The sequence below is a fragment of the Streptomyces inhibens genome (genome assembly GCF_003389455.1).
In the GTDB taxonomy this organism is placed as follows: domain Bacteria; phylum Actinomycetota; class Actinomycetes; order Streptomycetales; family Streptomycetaceae; genus Streptomyces; species Streptomyces inhibens.
Genome location: NZ_QUAC01000098.1, coordinates 1 through 18,371, shown reverse-complemented (window position 1 = coordinate 18,371; position 18,371 = coordinate 1). Strand labels below are relative to the sequence as shown.

Sequence of the window (18,371 nt, the reverse complement as noted above, 5' to 3'; positions counted from 1 at the left end):
CCGAGGGATGCTCGGGCCGGCCGCGCGCCGGGATGCTGCGGGTGATGCCGGGGTCGTACCGGCGTGACGCCTGGGGCGCCGGTCAGATGTGGCCGACGCCGGCGCCCGACTCGGCGTTCGCACCGCGCTTGGTGAAGACCGCGACGACCGCCGCGACGACCGCCACACCGCAGGCGACCGTGAAGGCCAGCCCCATGCCGGACACAAAGGTGTCGTGGGCGACGGAGGTGATCTTCTGGGCGAACTCCGGCGGGGTGCCCTTCGGGACCGGGGCGATACCGGCCGAGACGGCGTCGGACAGCTCGGACGCCTTCGCGGGCGGGACCGGCGGGAGGCCGGCCGACTTCCAGTTGCCCGGGAGCTCGTTGTCGACGCGGGAGGCCATCACCGCGCCGAGCACGGCCGTACCGAGGCTGCCGCCGACCTGCATCGCGGCTTGCTGGAGACCGCCGGCGACACCGGAGAGCTCCAGCGGGGCGTTGCCGACGATGACCTCGGTGGCGCCGACCATGACGGGCGCGAGGCCCAGGCCGAGCAGCGCGAACCACACGGACATCGGGCCGGTGCTGCTGTGGGTGTCCAGGCCGGACATGCCGTACATCGCGACGGCGGTGAGGACCATGCCGCCGACCAGCGGGATCCGCGGGCCGAACTTGGTGATCAGGGCGCCCGCGAGCGGCGAGCCGACGATCATCATGCCGGTGAGCGGCAGGAGGTGCAGACCGCTGTCGACGGGGGTCATGCCGTGCACGTTCTGCAGATAGAACGTCACGAAGAACAGGCCGCCCATGAAGGCGAAGGCCATCAGCACCATCAGGACGGTGCCGGCGGTCAGCGGCACCGAGCGGAACATCCGCAGCGGGATGAGCGGTTCGCGGACCTTGGTCTCCAGGACGGCGAACAGGGCGAAGAGGACCACGGAGCCGATCAGGAAGCCCAGGGTCTTCGCGTCGCCCCAGCCCCATTCCGACGCCTTGATCAGCGGCCAGATGAGGCAGAACATCGCTCCGGAGAGCAGCACGATGCCCGGGACGTCGAACGAGCGGGGAGCGTTCTCCGCGCGGTGGTCCTTGAGGATCACCAGGCCGAGCACCAATGCCAGTACGCCGACCGGGACGTTGATGAAGAACACGGACTGCCAGCTGACGTGCTCGACCAGCAGTCCGCCGACTATCGGGCCGCCGGCGGTGGAGGCGCCGATGACCATGCCCCAGATGCCGATCGCCATGTTGAGCTTCTCGGCCGGGAACGTGGCGCGCAGCAGGCCCAGTGCGGCGGGCATCAGCAGCGCGCCGAACAGGCCTTGCAGTACACGGAAGACGATGACCAGCGCGACCTCGTGGGAGAACCCGATGGCACCGGAGGCGGCGGCGAAGCCGAGGATGCCGATGAGGAAGGTCTGGCGGTGGCCGAAGCGGTCACCGAGCTTGCCTGCCGTGATCAGCGAGACGGCCAGGGCGAGCATGTAGCCGTTGGTGATCCACTGCACATCGGCGAGCGAGGCGCCGAGGTCCTGCTTGATGGCCGGGTTGGCGATGGCGACGATCGTGCCGTCCAGGGCGACCATCATGACGCCGATGGCGACGGAGATGAGGGTCAGCCACGGATGGCCGCGCAGCCCCTTGGGGGGCTCCGGTACGGAAAGTTCCGGCGCGGCAACGGCGACCGGGGTCTGAGAACTCATACGACGAGGCTAATGTCAGTCGCTGACAATTGACAAAGCATTTCATGAGTCGGTAACTGTCATCTCGCTCACAGGTAATCTGAGCAGCGAGAACACCAGGGAAAGGCGGCGCAGGATGGCGACCCCGACGCCGCAGACGGCACCCACAGGCGGCCTGCGCGAACGCAAGAAGCAGCGCACCCGCGACGCCCTGATCCGTGCGGCGCTCGAACTGTTCACGGAGCAGGGATACGACGCGACGACGGTCGACGAGATCGCGGAGGTGGTGGATGTCTCCCAGCGCACGTACTTCCGGTACTTCGCCAACAAGGAAGACGTCGCCTTCGCCGTCCAGGAGATGGTCGAGGCCCGCTTCCTGGAGGAGCTGAGCGCGCGGCCCGCGGCGGAGGCCCCATTGACCGCCCTGCGCAGCGCCGTGATGGTGGCCTGGGACGAAATCGGCAGCGCCATCGAGTCGGTGATCCCGTTGGAGCTGCACATGCGCTCGTACCAAATGATCGAGTCGACACCCGCGTTGGTCGCCGTACATCTGCGGCGCTCCTCCGAGCTGGAGGAGCAGATAGCGCGGTTGATCGCCCGGCGCGAGGGGCTGGACGTGGACACCGACCCGCGGCCGCGGGTGCTCGTTGCCGCGTTCAGCGGGGTGATGCGGGTGGCGGGCAAGGTGTGGGGCGAGGGGCAGGACTGCAGCGTGGCGTCCATCCGCGAGCTGACCGAGTCCTATCTGGACCACATCGGGCCGGCGATCGCCGACGACTGGCGCTCGCACCCGTAGGCCGGTGCGGAGCGGCGATCTCAACCCCCTTGCGGCGGGCGCCCTCCACGGCCCCGTAAGCCAGTGATCACCGCAACCCCCTGTAGCGGGCGCCCACCACTGCGCGATCATTCCTGCGCCCGATGAGATTGCGTCTGCACGACTGAGCGCCGGATATCGACGACTCGTGTCCGTTTTGGTCGAAATACCCACCGTGAAACGTGAGATCACTCACGGCCGGAGCAGGCACCCTGTCACGTCTCCTAGGGTGGCTCGCGGTGAATTCATTCCCGGGCCTCGGCCCCTCCTCCGGTTTCCTGCAGTCCACCGCCTGGCGCGCCGCACTCGCCCTGGTGGTGGTGTTCGTGATGCTTGCCATGACCGGCTGGACGGCCGTCAGAGGTACCAAGGAGGACGCCAACCCGCTGGTCACCGCCAAGGCCGCCTGGAAGCACGCCACCTTCCTCGGGCGCCCGCTGCCCGACCCCGACGGGCCGCCGGCCGCGCTGCGGGCCTTCTTCGCCACGCTCACCCGTGCCGAGAAGCGGCAGCTCGCCGCCGACTATCCGCTGGCCGTCGGCAATATGGGCGGCGCCCCCGTCCAACTGCGCTATCGCGCCAACCGGTTGGCGATCGACGACGCCCGCGCGGTGGAGAAGAAGCGGATGGGCGACCGCCGGCTCACCCCCGTCGGCCGCCAGGAGGCGGGCCGGCTGATGCACCGCCTTGAGTCGTTGATGAGCCCGGGCCGGCAGATCCTGGCCTTCGATCCGGCCGGCGGCGGCCGGGCCGCCGAGGTCTTCGGCAACCTTCCCGCGGCGGACCGGGTCTCCGTGGTGGTGCCCGGCGTGGACACCAATCTGTCGACCTTCGAGCGCACCGCGCGGGCGACCACCGCCCCCGTCGGCATGGCGCGCTCCCTCTACAGCGCCGAGCGGGAGGCCCGCCCCGGGACCCGTACGGCCGTGATCGCCTGGGCCGACTACACCTCCCCGTCCGGACTGGGCGTCGGAGCCGCCACCGGGCAGATGGCCAAGGCCGGCGCGGTCCGGCTGCGCGCCCTGGTGCAGTCGCTGCCGTCCTCCGACACCGTCTCGCTGTTCTGCCACAGCTACGGGTCCGTGGTCTGCGGCGTCGCGGCCCGTGACCTGCCGTCCAACGTCGAGGACATCGCGGTGGCGGGCAGCCCCGGCATGCGGGCCGGCAGCCTGTCCGGGCTGGGCACCCACGCCCGGGTCTGGGCCATGCGGGACTCCGACGACTGGATCCAGGACGTGCCGTATCTGGAGGTGGGCGGGCTCGGCCATGGCGCCGACCCGGTCGATCCGTCCTTCGGCTCCCGGATCCTGTCGGCCGACGGCGCCGTCGGGCACGCGGGCTACTTCGCGCCCGGCACCGGCAGCCTGCGCAACTTCGCGCTGGTCGGGGTGGGTGCGACCGGCGCGGTGGACTGCGCGTCCGACGACCCGCACTGCAGCACCGACCTGGCCTGAGGGCCACCGGGCCGTACGACCGGCGGCCGCAGGCATGGCCCGGCGCCCGGGGACGGGCCATGCCCGCGGGAACCGCGCCCGGTGGCGAGGGCGTCCACGGGGCAAGGGACGGAGCGGGTGGCCCGGAGCCTCGTGACGCGCGTAGCTTCGGCAGGCACCTCAAGGTGTCCGGAAGGGGGACGGGCGGGCAACCGCCCGCATACGATGAGTCCCATGGGTGATGTGCTGGCCGGTTTTCATGCCGTCTGGGAGTTCGACACCGACTCCGTACTCATCCGCTTCGAACGGGGGATCCGCAGGCCGAAGCTGTTCCAGGCGCTCGGCGAGCGACGCATCCCGTACGAGGCGTTGAGCTCGGTCGAGGTGACCGAGGGAAGACGCGGCACGGTGGTGCTGCATGCCGTGCCCCGGCACGGCGCCGATCCGTTGATGGAGGCGGCGAACGGGCAGCTCAAGGAGGATTCCGACCCCTATCGGCTGGTGCTGCCGGCCGAGCGCGAGACGCTCGCCGAGTTCTACGCCGACGAGCTGCGCACGGCGCTGGGACCCGCTGCCAAGGAGCCCGCCGACCGCCATCTGGTGGCCGCGCCGGAGCCCCCGCTGCACTTCAAGGCGTATGACGGCAAGGCGTCCTTCGACGGCCGTTCGGTCGCCTTCCGCTGGTTCTGGACGGGCGCGTCGTCGGCGAAGTGGAAGTGCGGCGACCAGACCTTCACGGTCGGCGACCTGGCCGGGGTCGAATGGCGCTCGCCGGAGGTCTTCAACGGCTATCTGCGGCTGCTGGAGCGCGGGGCGCGCGCGCCGGGGGCGGGCGAGGCGGACCAGGACCCGGCCGCCGTGGTCTTCGGGCTGGGGTACGGCCCGGTCCATGAGTCGCTGCCGTTCGCGGCCGCGGTGCTGCAGGCCGTACGCGCCGCGGAGGCGGAGGAGACACCGGACGGTGAGCCGGTGCGCCGGCGGACCGGGGACGCGCGCCGGGATCCGGCGGACATCGCGGACCGGATACGGCACCTGGGCGAGCTGCACGATGCGGGGCTGCTGACGGACGACGAGTTCAGCGCGAAGAAGGCCGAGCTGCTGGCGGAGCTCTGAGGCGCCGGTGCGGGGCCGATGACCGGCCCGGGGACTCATACCGTGGTACGGGGCGAAAGCCCGGACCCTGGTATGACGCCCCGGTGGCCACGCTTTGCTTACATTGAGTCCGCGATGACCGGACGATCACTGACCCCAGCACAGGAGCCCGGCCGCGGCCCCGGGCCCGAGCCGACCCGCAACAGGGTGCTACGCGCCGCGCGGCAGGCGCTGCGCGTCCTCGCCGTCGAGCTCGGCACCCCGACCGAACCCGGCACCCCGTTGTTCGGCAGCGTCCAGAATGCCTGGCTGCGCCGCCTGCCGTACCTCGTCGCGTTCGCCTTCGCGGTGTCCCTGCTGCCGACGACCATCAACGTCCTCAACAACGACTACGGCATGAACGGCGGACTGACGGGTGCGCTCGCCACCGCGCAGACCGTGCCGCTGCTGCTCGCGGTGACCCGGCCGTTGCAGGCCTGGTGGGTGATCTTCGCGGCCGATGTCGTCTGCGCCCTGGCGCTCACCGGCGTCGACGGCGTCGTGGGCCGCGCCTGGCCCTGGCCGCCCACGGTGATCGTCGGCTATCTCGCGCTGATGCTGGCGCTGTCCCTGCGCGAGCGCCGCCGCACGCTGATCGCCGTCTGGCTGACGACCGGTGTGGCGGGCATCCTCTCCGAGGCGATCACCCCCGAGGGCAGCCAGAGCACCTGGGTGCTGCTGTTCGTGCTCTCCGGTGTGATGCTGATGATGGGCGCCACACTGCGCGAACGGGGCGACGCCCAGCGGAAGTTGATCGAGCAGGAGACCATCAGCGAGGCCGAGCGGGCCCGCCGTACGCTGCTGGAGGAGCGCACCCGTATCGCCCGCGAGCTGCACGATGTCGTCGCCCACCACATGTCGGTGATCACGGTCCAGGCCGACAGCGCCCCCTACCGCATCAGCGGGATCCCCAAGGAGGCCAAGGAGGAGTTCGGGTCGATCGCCGCGACCGCGCGCGAGTCCCTGGCGGAGATGCGCCGGCTGCTCGGGGTGCTGCGCAGCGAGGAGACGGAGCGGTACGGCGGACCGGAGAAGGCCCCGCAGCCCGGGATCGCCATGCTGCCGAAGCTGGTCGAGGGGACCGTACGGGCCGGTGTGCCGGTCGAGTTGACGCTGCCCGAAAATCCGGTGGCGCTCGAACCGGCGGTGGATCTCTCGGCGTACCGCATCGTTCAGGAGGCGCTGGCCAATGTGGTGCGGCACGCCCCGGGCGCGCGGACCCGCGTGTCGCTGATAACGGCGATGAACGGGTTGCGGCTGACGGTCCTGATCGTCAACTCCGCGCCGCCCGCGCCGTCCACGCCGCTGGAGACCACCGGCACCGGCCACGGCCTGGTCGGGATGCGCGAGCGGGTGCGTCTGGTGGACGGCTCGCTCGACACCGGGCCGCTGCCCAACGGCGGCTTCCGGGTCGCAGCCCTGCTCCCCCTGTCGCCACCGCCCTCCTCAGCGTCTCCCCTCTCAGCAAAGGATTCCGACTCCGTATGACCACGCGCGTGATCATCGTCGACGACCAGGCCATGGTGCGGGCGGGGTTCGCCGCACTGCTCGCCGCACAGAGCGACATCGATGTGGTGGGCGATGCGCCGGACGGGGTGCAGGGTGTGGAGCTGAGCCGTCGCACACACCCCGATGTGGTGCTGATGGATGTGCGGATGCCGGAGATGGACGGCCTGGAGGCGGCCCGCCGGCTGCTCGATCCGCCCATCGGCGTCACCCATCGCCCGAAGGTGCTCATGCTGACCACCTTCGACGTCGACGACTATGTCTACGAGGCGCTGCGCGCGGGCGCGTCCGGGTTCTTGCTCAAGGACGCGCCGCCGGCCGATCTCATCTCCGCGGTCCGTGTGGTGGCGGCCGGTGAGGCGCTGCTCGCGCCGTCCGTGACCCGGCGGCTGATCGCCGATTTCGCCCGCCGGCGGCCGGCCCCCCGCAAGGACCGGGCCGCGCTGCGGCTGAACGGCCTCACCCCGCGCGAGACCGAGGTCCTGGAGCTGATCGCCCGCGGTCTGTCGAACCAGGAGATCGCCGATGCGCTGATCCTCGCCGAGCAGACCGTGAAGACCCATATCGGCCGGGTGCTGGCCAAGTTGGAGCTGCGGGACCGCGCCCAGGCCGTGATCTACGCGTACGAGTCGGGGCTGGTGGCCCCCGGGGAGCGGTAGGGCCGGCACCCCTTCCCAGGGGAGCCGATGGCCGCTCCTCCTTCCTGAGGACGAGGGGCGGCCGGCACCCCCTACCCCGGTATCACCCGGGAGTTGGCTCCGCGGTGTGACGTCGCGTCATACACCCTCTTCCTACGTTTCCCTCCGCCACACCAACGGAAGAGGGAGACACCGCCATGTCCCTGCTGCGAACCGCCGCCCGACGCGGCAAGCGCACGCTCATCAGCGCCGCGCTCGCGCTGACCGTGGCCGCCGGAACCGGCGGCTGGGCGGCCGGTTCGGCACAGACCGCCGTCACCGGCCCCGCGCCCGGCGCCGCCGCCTGGCGCGCCGACCACTCGCTGGGCGTCCGGCTGCCGGACCCGGCGACCGCACCCCCCGCCGACGTCGCCCGCTTCTTCGCCTCGCTGACCGACACCCAGCGGCAGACGCTCGCCGCCCGGCATCCGCTCACCGTCGGCAATCTCGACGGCGCGCCCCTCACCCTGCGGTACGAGGCCAACTCGCTTGCCCTCAAGGCGGAACGGGACCGCCAGCTGGCCCGCGCCACCGACCCGGCCGGCACCCTCCAGGACCACCAGCGGGCCAGGAAGGCGGCCGACCGGTGCGCCGCGCTGCTCGCGCCCGGCCGCCGGATCCTCGCCTTCGACCCGCGCGGCCGGGGTCAAGTGGCCGAGGTCCACGGCGACTTGGCCACCGCCGAACACACCGCCGTGATCGTGCCCGGCTCGGACATCGACCTGGCCTCCTTCGACCGCGCGAAGGACCCGTACGGCACTCCGACCGGCATGGCCAGGTCGCTGCGGACGCAGATGGCCGCCGACGCGCCCGGGACCCGTACCGCGGTGATCGCCTGGGTCGGGTACACCACCCCGGTCGGCATCGGTCCGGACGCCGCGACCGGCCGGCTCGCCGACGCCGGCGCGCCGCGGCTGGCCCGCTTCCTGTCCGGCCTCACGGCCACCGGCACCCCCGCACCGGCCGTGCTGTGCCACAGCTATGGCTCGGTGGTCTGCGGGCTGGCCGTACCGCGGCTGGGCCATGGCGGCATCGCCGACCTGGTCGTCTTCGGCTCCCCCGGTATGCGCCGGGACAACGTGGCCGAGCTGCACACCTCGGCCCGGGTCTGGGCGGCGCGGGACGCGTCCGACTGGATCGGCGACATCCCGAACGTCGAACTGCTGGGCCTGGGCCACGGCGCGGACCCCACCGACCAGGCATTCGGCGCCCGCCGTGTCTCCGCCGAGCGGGCCGAGGGCCACACCGGCTACCTCGCCCCCGGCACGGACTCCCTCCACAACTTCGCGGCCATCGTGCTGGGCCGGTACGGCCAGGTGCGCTGACCCACCGGTCTCCACGTCACGCCTCACCTCCAGGACACCAGGCCCCCAGGACTCAAGGACGCCTCATGGCCACTGCATTCCTCGCGCCCCTCGGACGCACGGTCCGCGCGAGCGCCCACAGGACGGTCCGCTCCATCGAGGACCGCACGCCCGCCGACCGCGACCGCGCCATCGACGGGCTGCGCGCCCTGGCGCTGCTCGCCGTACCCACCGGCCACTGGCTGCTCGGCGGCTTCACCCTCGACGCCGACGGCGCGCTGCACAACNCTCGGCGGCTTCACCCTCGACGCCGACGGCGCGCTGCACAACGCCAGCCCGCTGTCCGCCATCGGCTTTCTCTCGCCCGCCAGTTGGGTGCTACAGATGCTCGGCATCTTCTTCCTGGTCGGCGGCCATGCGTCGGTGCTGTCCTTCCGGCGCGCCGCCGAGCGGGGCGGGTCGACGGGCGACTGGCTGCGCGGCCGGCTCGTCCGGCTGGGCCGCCCGGTGCTCGGTGTGACGGCCGTGTGGGCGGTACTTCTCCCCCTTCTGTACGGCCTGGGGGTGCCGGAGGCGACGCTGCGGACCGGGGCGACGCTGGTGATCCAGCCGCTGTGGTTCGTCGGCGTGTACGCGGTGATCACCGCGCTGACGCCGTACTGCGTCCGCGCGGCGCGGCGGATGGGCGCCTGGGCCGCGGCGCCGCTGCTCGCGGCGGTGGCCGTGGTGGACTTTCTGCGCTACGGGCCGTTCGCCGACGCCATGCCGTCCTGGCTGAGCCTGCTCAACCTCCTGCCCGGCTGGATGTTCGCCTATCAGCTCGGGGTCTCCTGGGGCGAGCGGCGACTCGGCCGGCGCGCCGCCTGGTCGCTGCTCCTCGGCGGTGCCGCGCTGTTCGCCGCGCTGCTGCTGTTCTTCCACTATCCGGCGAGCATGGTCGGCGTCCCCGGTCAGGACCGGACGAACTCCCACCCGCCGTCGCTGCTGGTCCTGGCCCTGGCCGCGGCCCAGTCCGGTGCCGCGATCCTGCTCCGTGACCGGCTCGCCCGGCTCCTGCGCCGGCCCGCGCTGTGGGCGCCGGTCGTCATCATCAATCTCTCCGCGATGACGATCCTGTGCTGGCACCAGACGGCGATGCTCTCGGCGGCCGTGCCCGCGTCCTTCCTGGGCCCGGTGCCCGGTCTGACCGTCGCGCCCGACACCCTCGGCTGGCTTCTCGCCCGGCTCGCCTGGCTGCCGGTCTTCGCCGCCGCGCTGCTCCTCATCGGCCGTACGACGCGCCGCTTCGAGGCCCCGTGGACCGGTGTCACCCGGGCCCGCCGGGCGGTCGCGGCACTCCTCGCCGCCGGGTTCGCGGTCTTCGCGCTGGGGCTGGCGTAAGTCCCCACCGGGGCACGGGCGTTGGGCCGGGTCGGGAGCCGGGGCCGTGGCCACGCGCCGTCGCGGCGGAGGATGCTCCACCACGACGGCGAACGGCGACTACGACGACCGGCGACCGGCGACCGGCGACCGGCGACCGGCGAGACTACGGGTCCTACTCCCGCCCCGCCGACGTGGACGACATGTCCGCGTACCGCGCCCCCGCGACCTGCCCGGCGATCGGCTCCAGCAGCGCCAGGTCCTCCTCGGTCAGCTCGATCCGGGTCGCGCCGGTGTTCTCCTCGACCCGGGTGCGCTTGCGGGTGCCGGGGATCGGCACGACGGCCAGGCCGTGCGCCGCGGCCTGCTGCTGCACCCAGGCCAGCGCGATCTGGCCGAGCGTCGCACCGTGCGCCTCGGCGATCTTGCGGATCGGCTCCAGCAGCGCGGCGTTGGCGGTCGCGTTGTCACCCGTGAAGCGGGGCTGCATCCGGCGGAAGTCATCTGCGCCCAGCTCCTTGTCGGCGCTGACGAACGCACCGGTGAGGAAGCCCCGGCCGAGCGGCGAATACGGCACGAAGCCGACGCCGAGCTCGACCGCGGCCGGCACCACACCGGCCTCGACGTCCCGGCTGAACAGCGACCACTCGGACTGCACCGCCGCGATCGGGTGGATGGCCTGCGCGGCGCGCAGTTCGGGACCGGTCACCTCGCTCAGCCCCAGGTGCTTGACCTTGCCCTCGGCCACCAGCTCGGCCATCGCACCGACCGACTCCTCAAGGGGCACGTCCGGATTCCGGCGGTGCATGTAGTAGAGGTCGATCTCGTCCACGCCCAGGCGCCGCAGGCTGCCCTCGACGGCCTGGCGGATGTAGGGCCGGTCGTTGCGGATGGTGCGCTTGGTCGGGTCGTCCGGGTCGGGGGATATCGCGAACTTGGTGGCGAGCACGACCTCGTCGCGGTGCGCCTGGATGAACGGGGCGATGAACTTCTCGTTCTCCCCCATGCCGTACATGTCGGCGGTGTCGTAGAGCGTCACGCCCAGCTCCAGAGCCCGCTCCAGCGTGGCCCGCGCCTCGTCGGCGTCCGTCGGACCGTAGGCGAAGCTCATGCCCATGCAGCCGAGGCCCTGCACCCCGACCCGCGGGCCGCCGGTGCCCAGCTCGACCGTCTCGATCTTCTTGCTACCCATGGAGAACCTCAGAACCTCTCGGACGCCCGTCGGGCGTCGGCATAGATGTCGATCTTGTAGTCGAGTACGTCCAGCGTGCTCCGCAGCTCCGCTATGCGCTGCCGTACGTCCTCGCGGTGCGCGGTCAGCAGCTGCTCACGCTCGGCGAAGGTGCTCTCGCCCTCCCGCACCAGCTCGGCGTAGCGGACCATGTCCGCGACCGGCATACCGGTCAGCCGCAGCTTGGTGACCAGGCTCAGCCAGTCCAGATCACGGTTGGTGAAGCGCCGCTGCCCGGTGTGCGTACGGTCCACATGCGGCATCAGGCCTATCCGCTCGTACCAGCGCAGGGTGTGTGCGCTGAGGCCGGTGTGTTCCGCCACCTCGCTGATCGTGTACTTGTCCCTGCCGGCCGGGCGCGGGTGCGGAGGCGCGGTTCCGCAGTCACGCACCTTCGTCGGCAGCCCCCCGGTCGCGGCCCCGCCGCTCGTCACCGGTTCGCTCTGCGTCACCGTCATGCCCCGTCTCCCCTGTTTCGCCGGATGTCGCCCGGCTTTTTGGCCGGATGTCTCTCGACTGCCTCAACGCTAGAGAGTTGGAGCGCACTCCAAGCAAGCGCGGATCACGCGCAGACTTGACCGGAATTTGGGGCGTTAGGCTCGTGGGCATGCAGAGCCTGCGGATGATCGAGAACTGGCCGGTGCCCACCGCTGCGGCCGCCGTCGTACGAGCCGATGGGTCGGTGGCCGGATCGTACGGCCCCCTGGGGCACCGCTTCCCGCTGGCGTCCGTCACCAAGCCGCTGGCCGCGTACGCCGCGCTGCTGGCCATCGAGGAGGGCGCCGTAGAGCTGGACGAGCCGGCCGGGCCCGAGGGGTCCACGGTCCGTCATCTCCTCGCCCACACCTCGGGGCTGGCCTTCGACGAGCAGCGCGCGATGGCCGCGCCGGGCACCCGCAGGATCTACTCCAACGCGGGCTTCGAGGCGCTGGGCGACCACATATCCAAGGCGACCGACATCCCCTTCCCGCAGTATCTGCACGAGGCGGTGCTGGCACCGCTCGGCATGACCGCGACGGACCTTCCCGGCTCACCCGCCAAGGACGGCGTCTCCACGGTCGCCGACCTGATCCGCTTCGCGGCCGAGCTGCAGGCGCCGCGACTGCTGGCGCCGCAGACGCTGGCGGAGGCGACCCGGGTGGTCTTCCCCGGTCTGACGGGTGTGCTGCCGGGCTACGGCCACCAAAAGCCCAACGACTGGGGCCTGGGCTTCGAGATCCGCGACGGCAAGTCGCCCCACTGGACGGGCGGCGCGTCCTCGCCCCGTACCTTCGGGCACTTCGGGCAGTCCGGAACCTTCCTGTGGGTGGATCCGGACGCGAGCGCCGCATGCATCGCGCTGACCGACCGGGCCTTCGGGCCGTGGGCCATCGAGGCCTGGCCGAAGCTGACGGACGCGGTGCTGGCCGAGCTGGCGGGGACGGCCTGACCTGCCCGTACGGCGCTGAGCCAGGCGCGCGGGCCGGCGGAAGCGGGCCCGCCGCCCGTCACACCTACCCCGGCTCCGCCGCCATCTCCCACACCAGGCACTCCGCCGCCGCCAGCCCCTTCAGCTCCAGCCCGGACCCGTCGGTGATCCGCGCCGCGTCGCCCGCCTCCAGGCGCTCCTCACCGATCCGTACCGCGCCCCGCACCACATGCACATAGGCCCGTGCGGCGTCCGGGATCGCGGTGCGCTCGCCGTCGGCGAGGCGGCGCAGATGCAGCAGGGCGCCGGCCCGCGGGACGGCGTACGGGGTGCCGTCGGCGATGCCGCGCACCACCTCGTACGACGGCTCACCGCCGAAGTGACATGAGCCACTGTCGCCGCGGGCGACAGGCGACAGCCACATCTGGACGAAGCGCAGCGGCTCCGTGGCGTCGTTGCGCTCCACATGCCGGACGCCGTCCGCCGAGCTGAGCCGCTGCAGATCGCCGGGGCGTACGGTGGTCTCGTGCCCGGCCGAGTCGCGGTGGGTGAGCTCGCCCTCGACGACCCAGGTCACGATCTCGGTGTCGCGGTGCGGATGCTCGTCGAAGCCGGCGTCGGCCGCCAGCCGCTCCTCGTTACAGGCGATCAGCGCGCCGAAGCGCAGGTTGTCCGGGTCGAAATGGGGCCCGAAGGAGAACGCGTGCAGTGACTCAATCCCGGCTTCCGGATCGCCGCCCCGATAGCGTTCATCGCCTCTACGCACCTCAATCATGGGCCCACCGTAGCCCCGCCCCCTCACCTCCCCGCCCCGATAGTGCAGGCTTGTCCCGTGTCTGAACCCGCATCGCGCGACGCGCACCCGCACTCCGCCACCCTCCGGCGCCTGGAGAATTCGTCCGGCAAGCTGGCGGCCGCGGCCATCGCCCGCATGGACGCCACGCTGCCGTGGTACCGCGCGATGCCCCCGGAGAACCGCTCCTGGATCGGCCTGGTGGCGCAGGCCGGTATCGCCGCCTTCACCGAATGGTTCCGGCATCCGGAAACCCCACAGGCGATCAGTACCGATGTCTTCGGCACGGCGCCGCGCGAGCTGACCCGGGCGATCACGCTGCGGCAGACCGTGGAGATGGTCCGTACGACCATCGAGGTCATGGAGGCGGCGATCGATGAGGTCGCGGCCCCGGGCGACGAGTCCGTGCTGCGCGAGGCGCTGCTGGTCTACGCCCGGGAGATCGCCTTCGCCACCGCCCAGGTCTACGCCCAGGCCGCCGAGGCCCGCGGCGCGTGGGACGCCCGGCTGGAGTCGCTGGTGGTCAACGCGGTGCTCTCGGGTGAGGCGGACGAGGGCGCGGTCTCGCGTGCGGCGGCGCTGGGCTGGAACTCCCCCGAACATGTGTGTGTGGTGCTCGGCACCGCCCCGGACGGGGACAGCGAGCTGACCGTGGAGGCGATCCGGCGGGCCGCCCGGCACGCCAAGCTGCAGGTGCTGACCGGTGTGCTGGGCTCCCGCCTGGTGGTGATCGCGGGCGGCTCGGACAATCCGCTGAAGGCCGCGAAGGCGCTGATCGGCCCGTACGCCGCCGGTCCCGTGGTGGCCGGCCCGGTCGTCTCCGATCTGCTGGCCGCGACCCGCTCCGCGCAGGCCGCGGCCGCCGGTCTGCGGGCCTGTGCCGCCTGGCCGGACGCCCCGCGTCCGGTGCTCGCGGACGATCTGCTGCCGGAGCGGGCGATGGCCTCGGACCCGGTCGCGCGGGAGCAGTTGGTGGAGGAGATCTACAGACCGCTGGAGGAAGCGGGGTCGGCGCTGCTGGAGACCCTGAGCGTCTATCTGGAGCAGGCCAGCAGTCTGGAGGGCGCCGCCCGGATGCTCTTCGTGCACCCCAACACCGTGCGCTATCGGCTGCGACGTGTGACGGACGTCACCGGCTGGTCACCCTCCGATGTGCGCTCGGCGTTCACCCTCCGTATCGCGCTGATCCTGGGGCGTCTGGCTGACGGCGAGGCGCAACTCTAGACTTTTGTCGAACACCAACAATTCCCCCGATGGTTCTTCGTCCTTGTCCCCACGGGCGGGCGGAACCACCCACAAGAGAGAGTGTGAGGGTGCTCGTACTCGTCGCTCCCGGCCAAGGCGCTCAGACGCCCGGCTTCCTGACCCCCTGGCTCGACCTCCCTGGTGTCGAAGACCGGCTCCGTGCGTGGTCGGCCGCCATCGACCTGGACCTGGTCCACTACGGCACGAAGGCGGACGAGGAGGAGATCCGCGACACCGCGGTGGCGCAGCCGCTGCTGGTGGCATCCGCACTGATCTCCGCACGGCAGCTGTTCGCGACGGCCGACGACTTCGCCGCGCAGGTCGGCGCGGCGGCCGGCCACAGCGTCGGTGAGCTGGCCGCGGCCGCCCTGGCCGGCACGATCTCCGACGAGGCCGCGATGGAGCTGGTGCGCCGGCGCGGCCAGGCGATGGCCGAGGCCGCCGCCGTGACCGAGACCGGTATGGCCGCGCTGCTGGGCGGCGACGAGGCCGTCGTCCTGCCGCATCTGGAGCAGCTGGGCCTGACGCCGGCGAATGTGAACGGCGCCGGCCAGATCGTCGCCGCGGGCACCGCCGAGCAGATCGCCGCACTGGTCGAGAACAAGCCGGAAGGCACTCGTCGGGTCGTACCGCTGAAGGTGGCCGGCGCGTTCCATACTCACCACATGGCACCCGCCGTCTCGGCCCTGGAATCAGCGACCGCCCAGCTGTCGGTCGCCGATCCGCACACCCGTTACGTCTCCAACAAGGACGGGCAGCTGGTCTCCTCCGGTCAGGAACTGGTGCAGCGGCTGGTCGGCCAGGTGGCCAACCCCGTGCGCTGGGACCTGTGCATGGAGACCTTCAAGGCGCTCGGTGTCACCGCGCTCATCGAAGCGGCCCCCGGTGGCACGCTCACCGGACTGGCCAAGCGCGCGCTGCCCGGTGTGCAGACCCTCGCCCTCAAGACGCCCGACGACCTCGACGCGGCCCGCACGCTGATCGCCGAGCACTCTGCACCGGCCGAATAGGAGTCCGAAGCGCATGACCTCGAAGATCAAGCCCTCGAAGGGCGCCCCGTTCGCACGGATCATGGGCGTCGGCGGCTACCGCCCGACCCGTGTCGTGCCCAACGAGGAGATCCTCAAGCACATCGAGTCGTCCGACGAGTGGATCCGCTCGCGGTCCGGCATCGCGACACGCCACTGGGCCGGCCCCGAGGAGACCGTCGCGACCATGTCGGTCGAGGCGGCCGGCAAGGCGATCGCCGACGCCGGCATCACGCCCGAGCAGATCGGCGCCGTGGTCGTCTCCACCGTCTCGCACTTCAAGCAGACGCCGGCCATCGCGACCGAGATCGCGCACCGTATCGGCGCCGGCAAGCCGGCCGCGTTCGACATCTCGGCGGGCTGTGCGGGCTTCGGCTACGGTCTGACCCTGGCCAAAGGCCTGGTGGTCGAGGGCTCGGCGGAGTACGTCCTGGTCATCGGCGTCGAGCGGCTCTCGGACCTGACCGACCTGGAGGACCGCGCGACGGCCTTCCTGTTCGGTGACGGCGCGGGCGCGGTGATCATCGGACCCGCCAAGGAGCCGGCGATCGGCCCGACCGTGTGGGGCTCGGAGGGCGACAAGTCCGACACCATCAAGCAGACCCTGGGCTGGGACGTCTACCGCACCACCCCGACCCCCGGAGGCGACGGCCCGGAAAGCCGCACGGCTCTGGAGGACATCCGGTACCCCGCCATCACGCAGGAGGGCCAAGCGGTCTTCCGCTGGGCGGTGTTCGAGATGGCGAAGGTCGCCCAGCAGGCGCTGGACGCGGCCGGAGTCAGCCCGGACGACCTGGACGTCTTCATTCCGCACCAGGCCAACATGCGGATCATCGACTCGATGGTGAAGACTCTGAAGCTGCCGGAGAGCGTAACGGTCGCCCGCGATGTGGAGACCACCGGCAACACCTCGGCAGCCTCCATTCCGCTCGCCATGGAGCGGCTGTTGGCGACCGGGCAGGCCAAGAGCGGCGACACCGCGCTGGTCATCGGCTTCGGGGCGGGTCTCGTCTACGCCGCGACGGTCGTTACCCTCCCCTAGGCAAGATCTACGCAGCACCGTACGTCTCGTACGTGTCGGCCGCCGCACGGATCTTCACCGCAAGTAACGCAGTTTCCCCTTAAAATGACCGAAGGAGCGCCATCATGGCCGCCACTCAGGAAGAGATCGTCTCCGGTCTCGCCGAGATCGTGAACGAGATCGCCGGGATCCCCACCGAGGACGTCAAGGTGGACAAGTCCTTCACCGACGACCTGGACGTCGACTCGCTGTCCATGGTCGAGGTCGTCGTCGCCGCCGAAGAGCGCTTCGACGTGAAGATCCCGGACGACGACGTCAAGAACCTCAAGACGGTCGGCGACGCGACCGACTACATCCTGAAGCACCAGAGCTGATCCAGCTCTCGCGCATGTCGCCACCCCGCGGTGGCGCCGTCGATTCAGACCCCTCTACCCGTGGAGTAAGAATTCCCGTGAACGCGACCAATCGCACCGTGGTCGTCACCGGTATCGGCGCAACCACACCGCTGGGTGGCGACAGCGCTTCGACCTGGGAGGCCCTGCTTGCCGGACGCTCCGGTGTCAGCACCCTCGACCAGGACTGGGCCGCCGACCTGCCCGTGAAGATCGCCGCTCAGGCGGCCGTGGACCCGTCGGAGGTCCTCCCCCGGGCGCAGGCCCGCAAGCTGGACCGCTCGGCGCAGTTCGCGCTGATCGCCGCCCGCGAGGCCTGGGCGGACGCCGGTTTCACCGCGAAGGCCGGTGAGGACACCTCGGTCGACCCCGACCGGCTCGGCACCGTCATCGCCTCCGGTATCGGCGGCGTGACCACCCTGCTCGGCCAGTACGACGTGCTCAAGGAGAAGGGCGTCCGCCGCGTCTCCCCGCACACCGTGCCGATGCTGATGCCCAACGGCCCGTCCGCCAACGTCGGCCTGGACGTGAACGCCCGCGCGGGTGTGCACACCCCGGTCAGCGCCTGTGCGTCCGGCTCCGAGGCGATCGGCTACGCCATCGAGATGATCCGTACGGGTCGTGCCGACATCGTCGTCGCGGGCGGTACGGAGGCGGCCATCCACCCGCTGCCGATCGCCGCGTTCGGCAACATGATGGCGATGTCGAAGTCCAACGACGACCCGCAGGGTGCCTCCCGTCCCTTCGACACCGCCCGCAACGGCTTCGTCATGGGTGAGGGCGCCGGCGTCATCGTCCTGGAGTCGGCCGAGCACGCCGCCAAGCGTGGCGCCAAGGTCTACGCCGAGGCCGTCGGCCAGGGCATCTCCGCCGACAGCCACGACATCGTGCAGCCCGAGCCGTCCGGCAACGGCATCGCACAGGCGCTGCAGAACCTCCTCGACGCAACCGACCTCGACCCGGCCGAGATCGTGCACGTCAATGCGCACGCCACCTCCACGCCCCAGGGCGACCTGGCCGAACTGAAGGCGCTGCGCAAGGTCTTCGGTGACGACACCGACCACATGGCGGTCTCCGCCACGAAGTCGATGACCGGTCACCTCCTGGGCGGCGCGGGCGGTATCGAGACGGTCGCCTCGATCCTGGCGCTGTACCACCGGTTGGCTCCGCCGACGATCAACATCGACGAGCTCGACCCGGAGGCCGAGGCGGACATCGTCCATGGCGAGGCCCGCAAGCTGCCCGCCGAGGGCCGGATCGCGGCCCTGAACGACTCGTTCGGGTTCGGCGGCCACAACGTGGTGCTGGCGTTCCGTACGGTCTGAAGCACGCAGTAGCACGAGGAGGGCCCGCCCGGTGTACGCAC

Annotated in this window: 17 protein-coding genes and 1 pseudogene; 14 read left to right on the top strand and 4 right to left on the bottom strand. The window is 71.4% G+C overall.

Going from position 1 to position 18,371, the window contains the following annotated elements:
- Window positions 1–82: 82 nt before the first annotated feature.
- The gene (locus DY245_RS13050; RefSeq protein ID WP_128506866.1) at window positions 83–1,684 is read right to left on the bottom strand and encodes an MFS transporter; all 1,602 of its coding nucleotides are present in this window, start codon (window positions 1,682–1,684) and stop codon (window positions 83–85) included.
- 115 nt (window positions 1,685–1,799) lie between these two features.
- On the opposite strand from DY245_RS13050, the gene DY245_RS13045 reads away from it, so the two are divergent.
- The 8 genes and pseudogenes from DY245_RS13045 to DY245_RS13015 form a co-directional block, all read left to right on the top strand.
- Window positions 1,800–2,459, top strand: a complete 660-nt coding sequence (locus DY245_RS13045; RefSeq protein WP_128506864.1) for a TetR/AcrR family transcriptional regulator — start codon at window positions 1,800–1,802, stop codon at window positions 2,457–2,459.
- Window positions 2,460–2,716: 257 nt separating this feature from the next.
- Window positions 2,717–3,931: an alpha/beta hydrolase gene (locus DY245_RS13040; RefSeq protein ID WP_128506862.1), complete on the top strand. Its 1,215-nt coding sequence runs from the start codon at window positions 2,717–2,719 to the stop codon at window positions 3,929–3,931.
- A 213-nt stretch (window positions 3,932–4,144) separates the two neighbouring features.
- A complete protein-coding gene (locus tag DY245_RS13035) occupies window positions 4,145–5,023 on the top strand; it encodes a DUF4429 domain-containing protein (RefSeq protein ID WP_128506860.1) in 879 nt (292 codons plus the stop codon).
- A 114-nt stretch (window positions 5,024–5,137) separates the two neighbouring features.
- A complete protein-coding gene (locus tag DY245_RS13030) occupies window positions 5,138–6,529 on the top strand; it encodes a sensor histidine kinase (protein WP_128506858.1) in 1,392 nt (463 codons plus the stop codon).
- A complete protein-coding gene (locus DY245_RS13025) occupies window positions 6,526–7,206 on the top strand; it encodes a response regulator (protein WP_128506856.1) in 681 nt (226 codons plus the stop codon). Before DY245_RS13030 ends, DY245_RS13025 begins: the two co-directional genes overlap by 4 nt.
- 176 nt (window positions 7,207–7,382) lie before the next feature.
- A complete protein-coding gene (locus DY245_RS13020) occupies window positions 7,383–8,549 on the top strand; it encodes an alpha/beta hydrolase (protein WP_128506854.1) in 1,167 nt (388 codons plus the stop codon).
- Window positions 8,550–8,614: 65 nt separating this feature from the next.
- Window positions 8,615–8,815, top strand: a pseudogene (locus DY245_RS46220) (acyltransferase family protein); the annotation flags it as partial.
- Between the two features lies 1 nt (window position 8,816).
- The coding region (locus DY245_RS13015) for an acyltransferase family protein (RefSeq protein ID WP_244943012.1) at window positions 8,817–9,908 on the top strand (1,092 nt) is incomplete at its 5' end.
- A 154-nt stretch (window positions 9,909–10,062) separates the two neighbouring features.
- On the opposite strand, the gene DY245_RS13010 is transcribed toward DY245_RS13015, so the two are convergent.
- Together DY245_RS13010 and DY245_RS13005 are read right to left on the bottom strand one after the other, a co-directional pair.
- Window positions 10,063–11,079, bottom strand: coding sequence for an aldo/keto reductase (locus DY245_RS13010; protein ID WP_128506852.1), 1,017 nt, complete (start codon window positions 11,077–11,079; stop codon window positions 10,063–10,065).
- Window positions 11,080–11,087: 8 nt separating this feature from the next.
- The gene (locus tag DY245_RS13005; RefSeq protein WP_128506850.1) at window positions 11,088–11,576 is read right to left on the bottom strand and encodes a MerR family transcriptional regulator; all 489 of its coding nucleotides are present in this window, start codon (window positions 11,574–11,576) and stop codon (window positions 11,088–11,090) included.
- A 149-nt stretch (window positions 11,577–11,725) separates the two neighbouring features.
- Here DY245_RS13005 and DY245_RS13000 point away from each other — a divergent pair, with 149 nt between their 5' ends.
- Window positions 11,726–12,547: a serine hydrolase domain-containing protein gene (locus DY245_RS13000; RefSeq protein WP_128506848.1), complete on the top strand. Its 822-nt coding sequence runs from the start codon at window positions 11,726–11,728 to the stop codon at window positions 12,545–12,547.
- Window positions 12,548–12,611: 64 nt separating this feature from the next.
- On the opposite strand, the gene DY245_RS12995 is transcribed toward DY245_RS13000, so the two are convergent.
- Entirely contained in the window at window positions 12,612–13,301 is a 690-nt protein-coding gene (locus DY245_RS12995) for a pirin family protein (protein WP_181923656.1), read from the bottom strand.
- Between the two features lie 57 nt (window positions 13,302–13,358).
- On the opposite strand from DY245_RS12995, the gene DY245_RS12990 reads away from it, so the two are divergent.
- The 5 genes from DY245_RS12990 (at window position 13,359) to DY245_RS12970 (ending at window position 18,330) form a co-directional block, all read left to right on the top strand.
- Window positions 13,359–14,543, top strand: a complete 1,185-nt coding sequence (locus tag DY245_RS12990; RefSeq protein ID WP_128506844.1) for a PucR family transcriptional regulator — start codon at window positions 13,359–13,361, stop codon at window positions 14,541–14,543.
- Window positions 14,544–14,632: 89 nt separating this feature from the next.
- Window positions 14,633–15,574 (top strand): ACP S-malonyltransferase, encoded by a 942-nt coding sequence (locus DY245_RS12985; RefSeq protein ID WP_181923655.1) that lies wholly within the window; start codon window positions 14,633–14,635, stop codon window positions 15,572–15,574.
- A 13-nt stretch (window positions 15,575–15,587) separates the two neighbouring features.
- Window positions 15,588–16,634 (top strand): ketoacyl-ACP synthase III, encoded by a 1,047-nt coding sequence (locus DY245_RS12980; protein WP_128506840.1) that lies wholly within the window; start codon window positions 15,588–15,590, stop codon window positions 16,632–16,634.
- 104 nt (window positions 16,635–16,738) lie between these two features.
- On the top strand, window positions 16,739–16,987 hold the full coding sequence (locus DY245_RS12975; RefSeq protein WP_128506838.1) for an acyl carrier protein: 249 nt from the start codon (window positions 16,739–16,741) through the stop codon (window positions 16,985–16,987).
- Between the two features lie 77 nt (window positions 16,988–17,064).
- Window positions 17,065–18,330 (top strand): beta-ketoacyl-[acyl-carrier-protein] synthase family protein, encoded by a 1,266-nt coding sequence (locus DY245_RS12970; RefSeq protein ID WP_128506836.1) that lies wholly within the window; start codon window positions 17,065–17,067, stop codon window positions 18,328–18,330.
- Window positions 18,331–18,371: the final 41 nt, after the last annotated feature.

Excerpts from the sequence above, each read along its gene's own strand:
- DY245_RS13050 (WP_128506866.1), bottom strand. The coding sequence starts at position 1,684 with ATGAGTTCTCAGACCCCGGTCGCCGTTGCCGCGCCGGAACTTTCCGTA.
- DY245_RS13045 (WP_128506864.1), top strand. The coding sequence starts at position 1,800 with ATGGCGACCCCGACGCCGCAGACGGCACCCACAGGCGGCCTGCGCGAA.
- DY245_RS13035 (WP_128506860.1), top strand. The coding sequence starts at position 4,145 with ATGGGTGATGTGCTGGCCGGTTTTCATGCCGTCTGGGAGTTCGACACC.
- DY245_RS13030 (WP_128506858.1), top strand. The coding sequence starts at position 5,138 with ATGACCGGACGATCACTGACCCCAGCACAGGAGCCCGGCCGCGGCCCC.
- DY245_RS13025 (WP_128506856.1), top strand. The coding sequence starts at position 6,526 with ATGACCACGCGCGTGATCATCGTCGACGACCAGGCCATGGTGCGGGCG.
- DY245_RS13020 (WP_128506854.1), top strand. The coding sequence starts at position 7,383 with ATGTCCCTGCTGCGAACCGCCGCCCGACGCGGCAAGCGCACGCTCATC.
- DY245_RS13010 (WP_128506852.1), bottom strand. The coding sequence starts at position 11,079 with ATGGGTAGCAAGAAGATCGAGACGGTCGAGCTGGGCACCGGCGGCCCG.
- DY245_RS13005 (WP_128506850.1), bottom strand. The coding sequence starts at position 11,576 with ATGACGGTGACGCAGAGCGAACCGGTGACGAGCGGCGGGGCCGCGACC.
- DY245_RS13000 (WP_128506848.1), top strand. The coding sequence starts at position 11,726 with ATGCAGAGCCTGCGGATGATCGAGAACTGGCCGGTGCCCACCGCTGCG.
- DY245_RS12995 (WP_181923656.1), bottom strand. The coding sequence starts at position 13,301 with ATGATTGAGGTGCGTAGAGGCGATGAACGCTATCGGGGCGGCGATCCG.
- DY245_RS12980 (WP_128506840.1), top strand. The coding sequence starts at position 15,588 with ATGACCTCGAAGATCAAGCCCTCGAAGGGCGCCCCGTTCGCACGGATC.
- DY245_RS12975 (WP_128506838.1), top strand. The coding sequence starts at position 16,739 with ATGGCCGCCACTCAGGAAGAGATCGTCTCCGGTCTCGCCGAGATCGTG.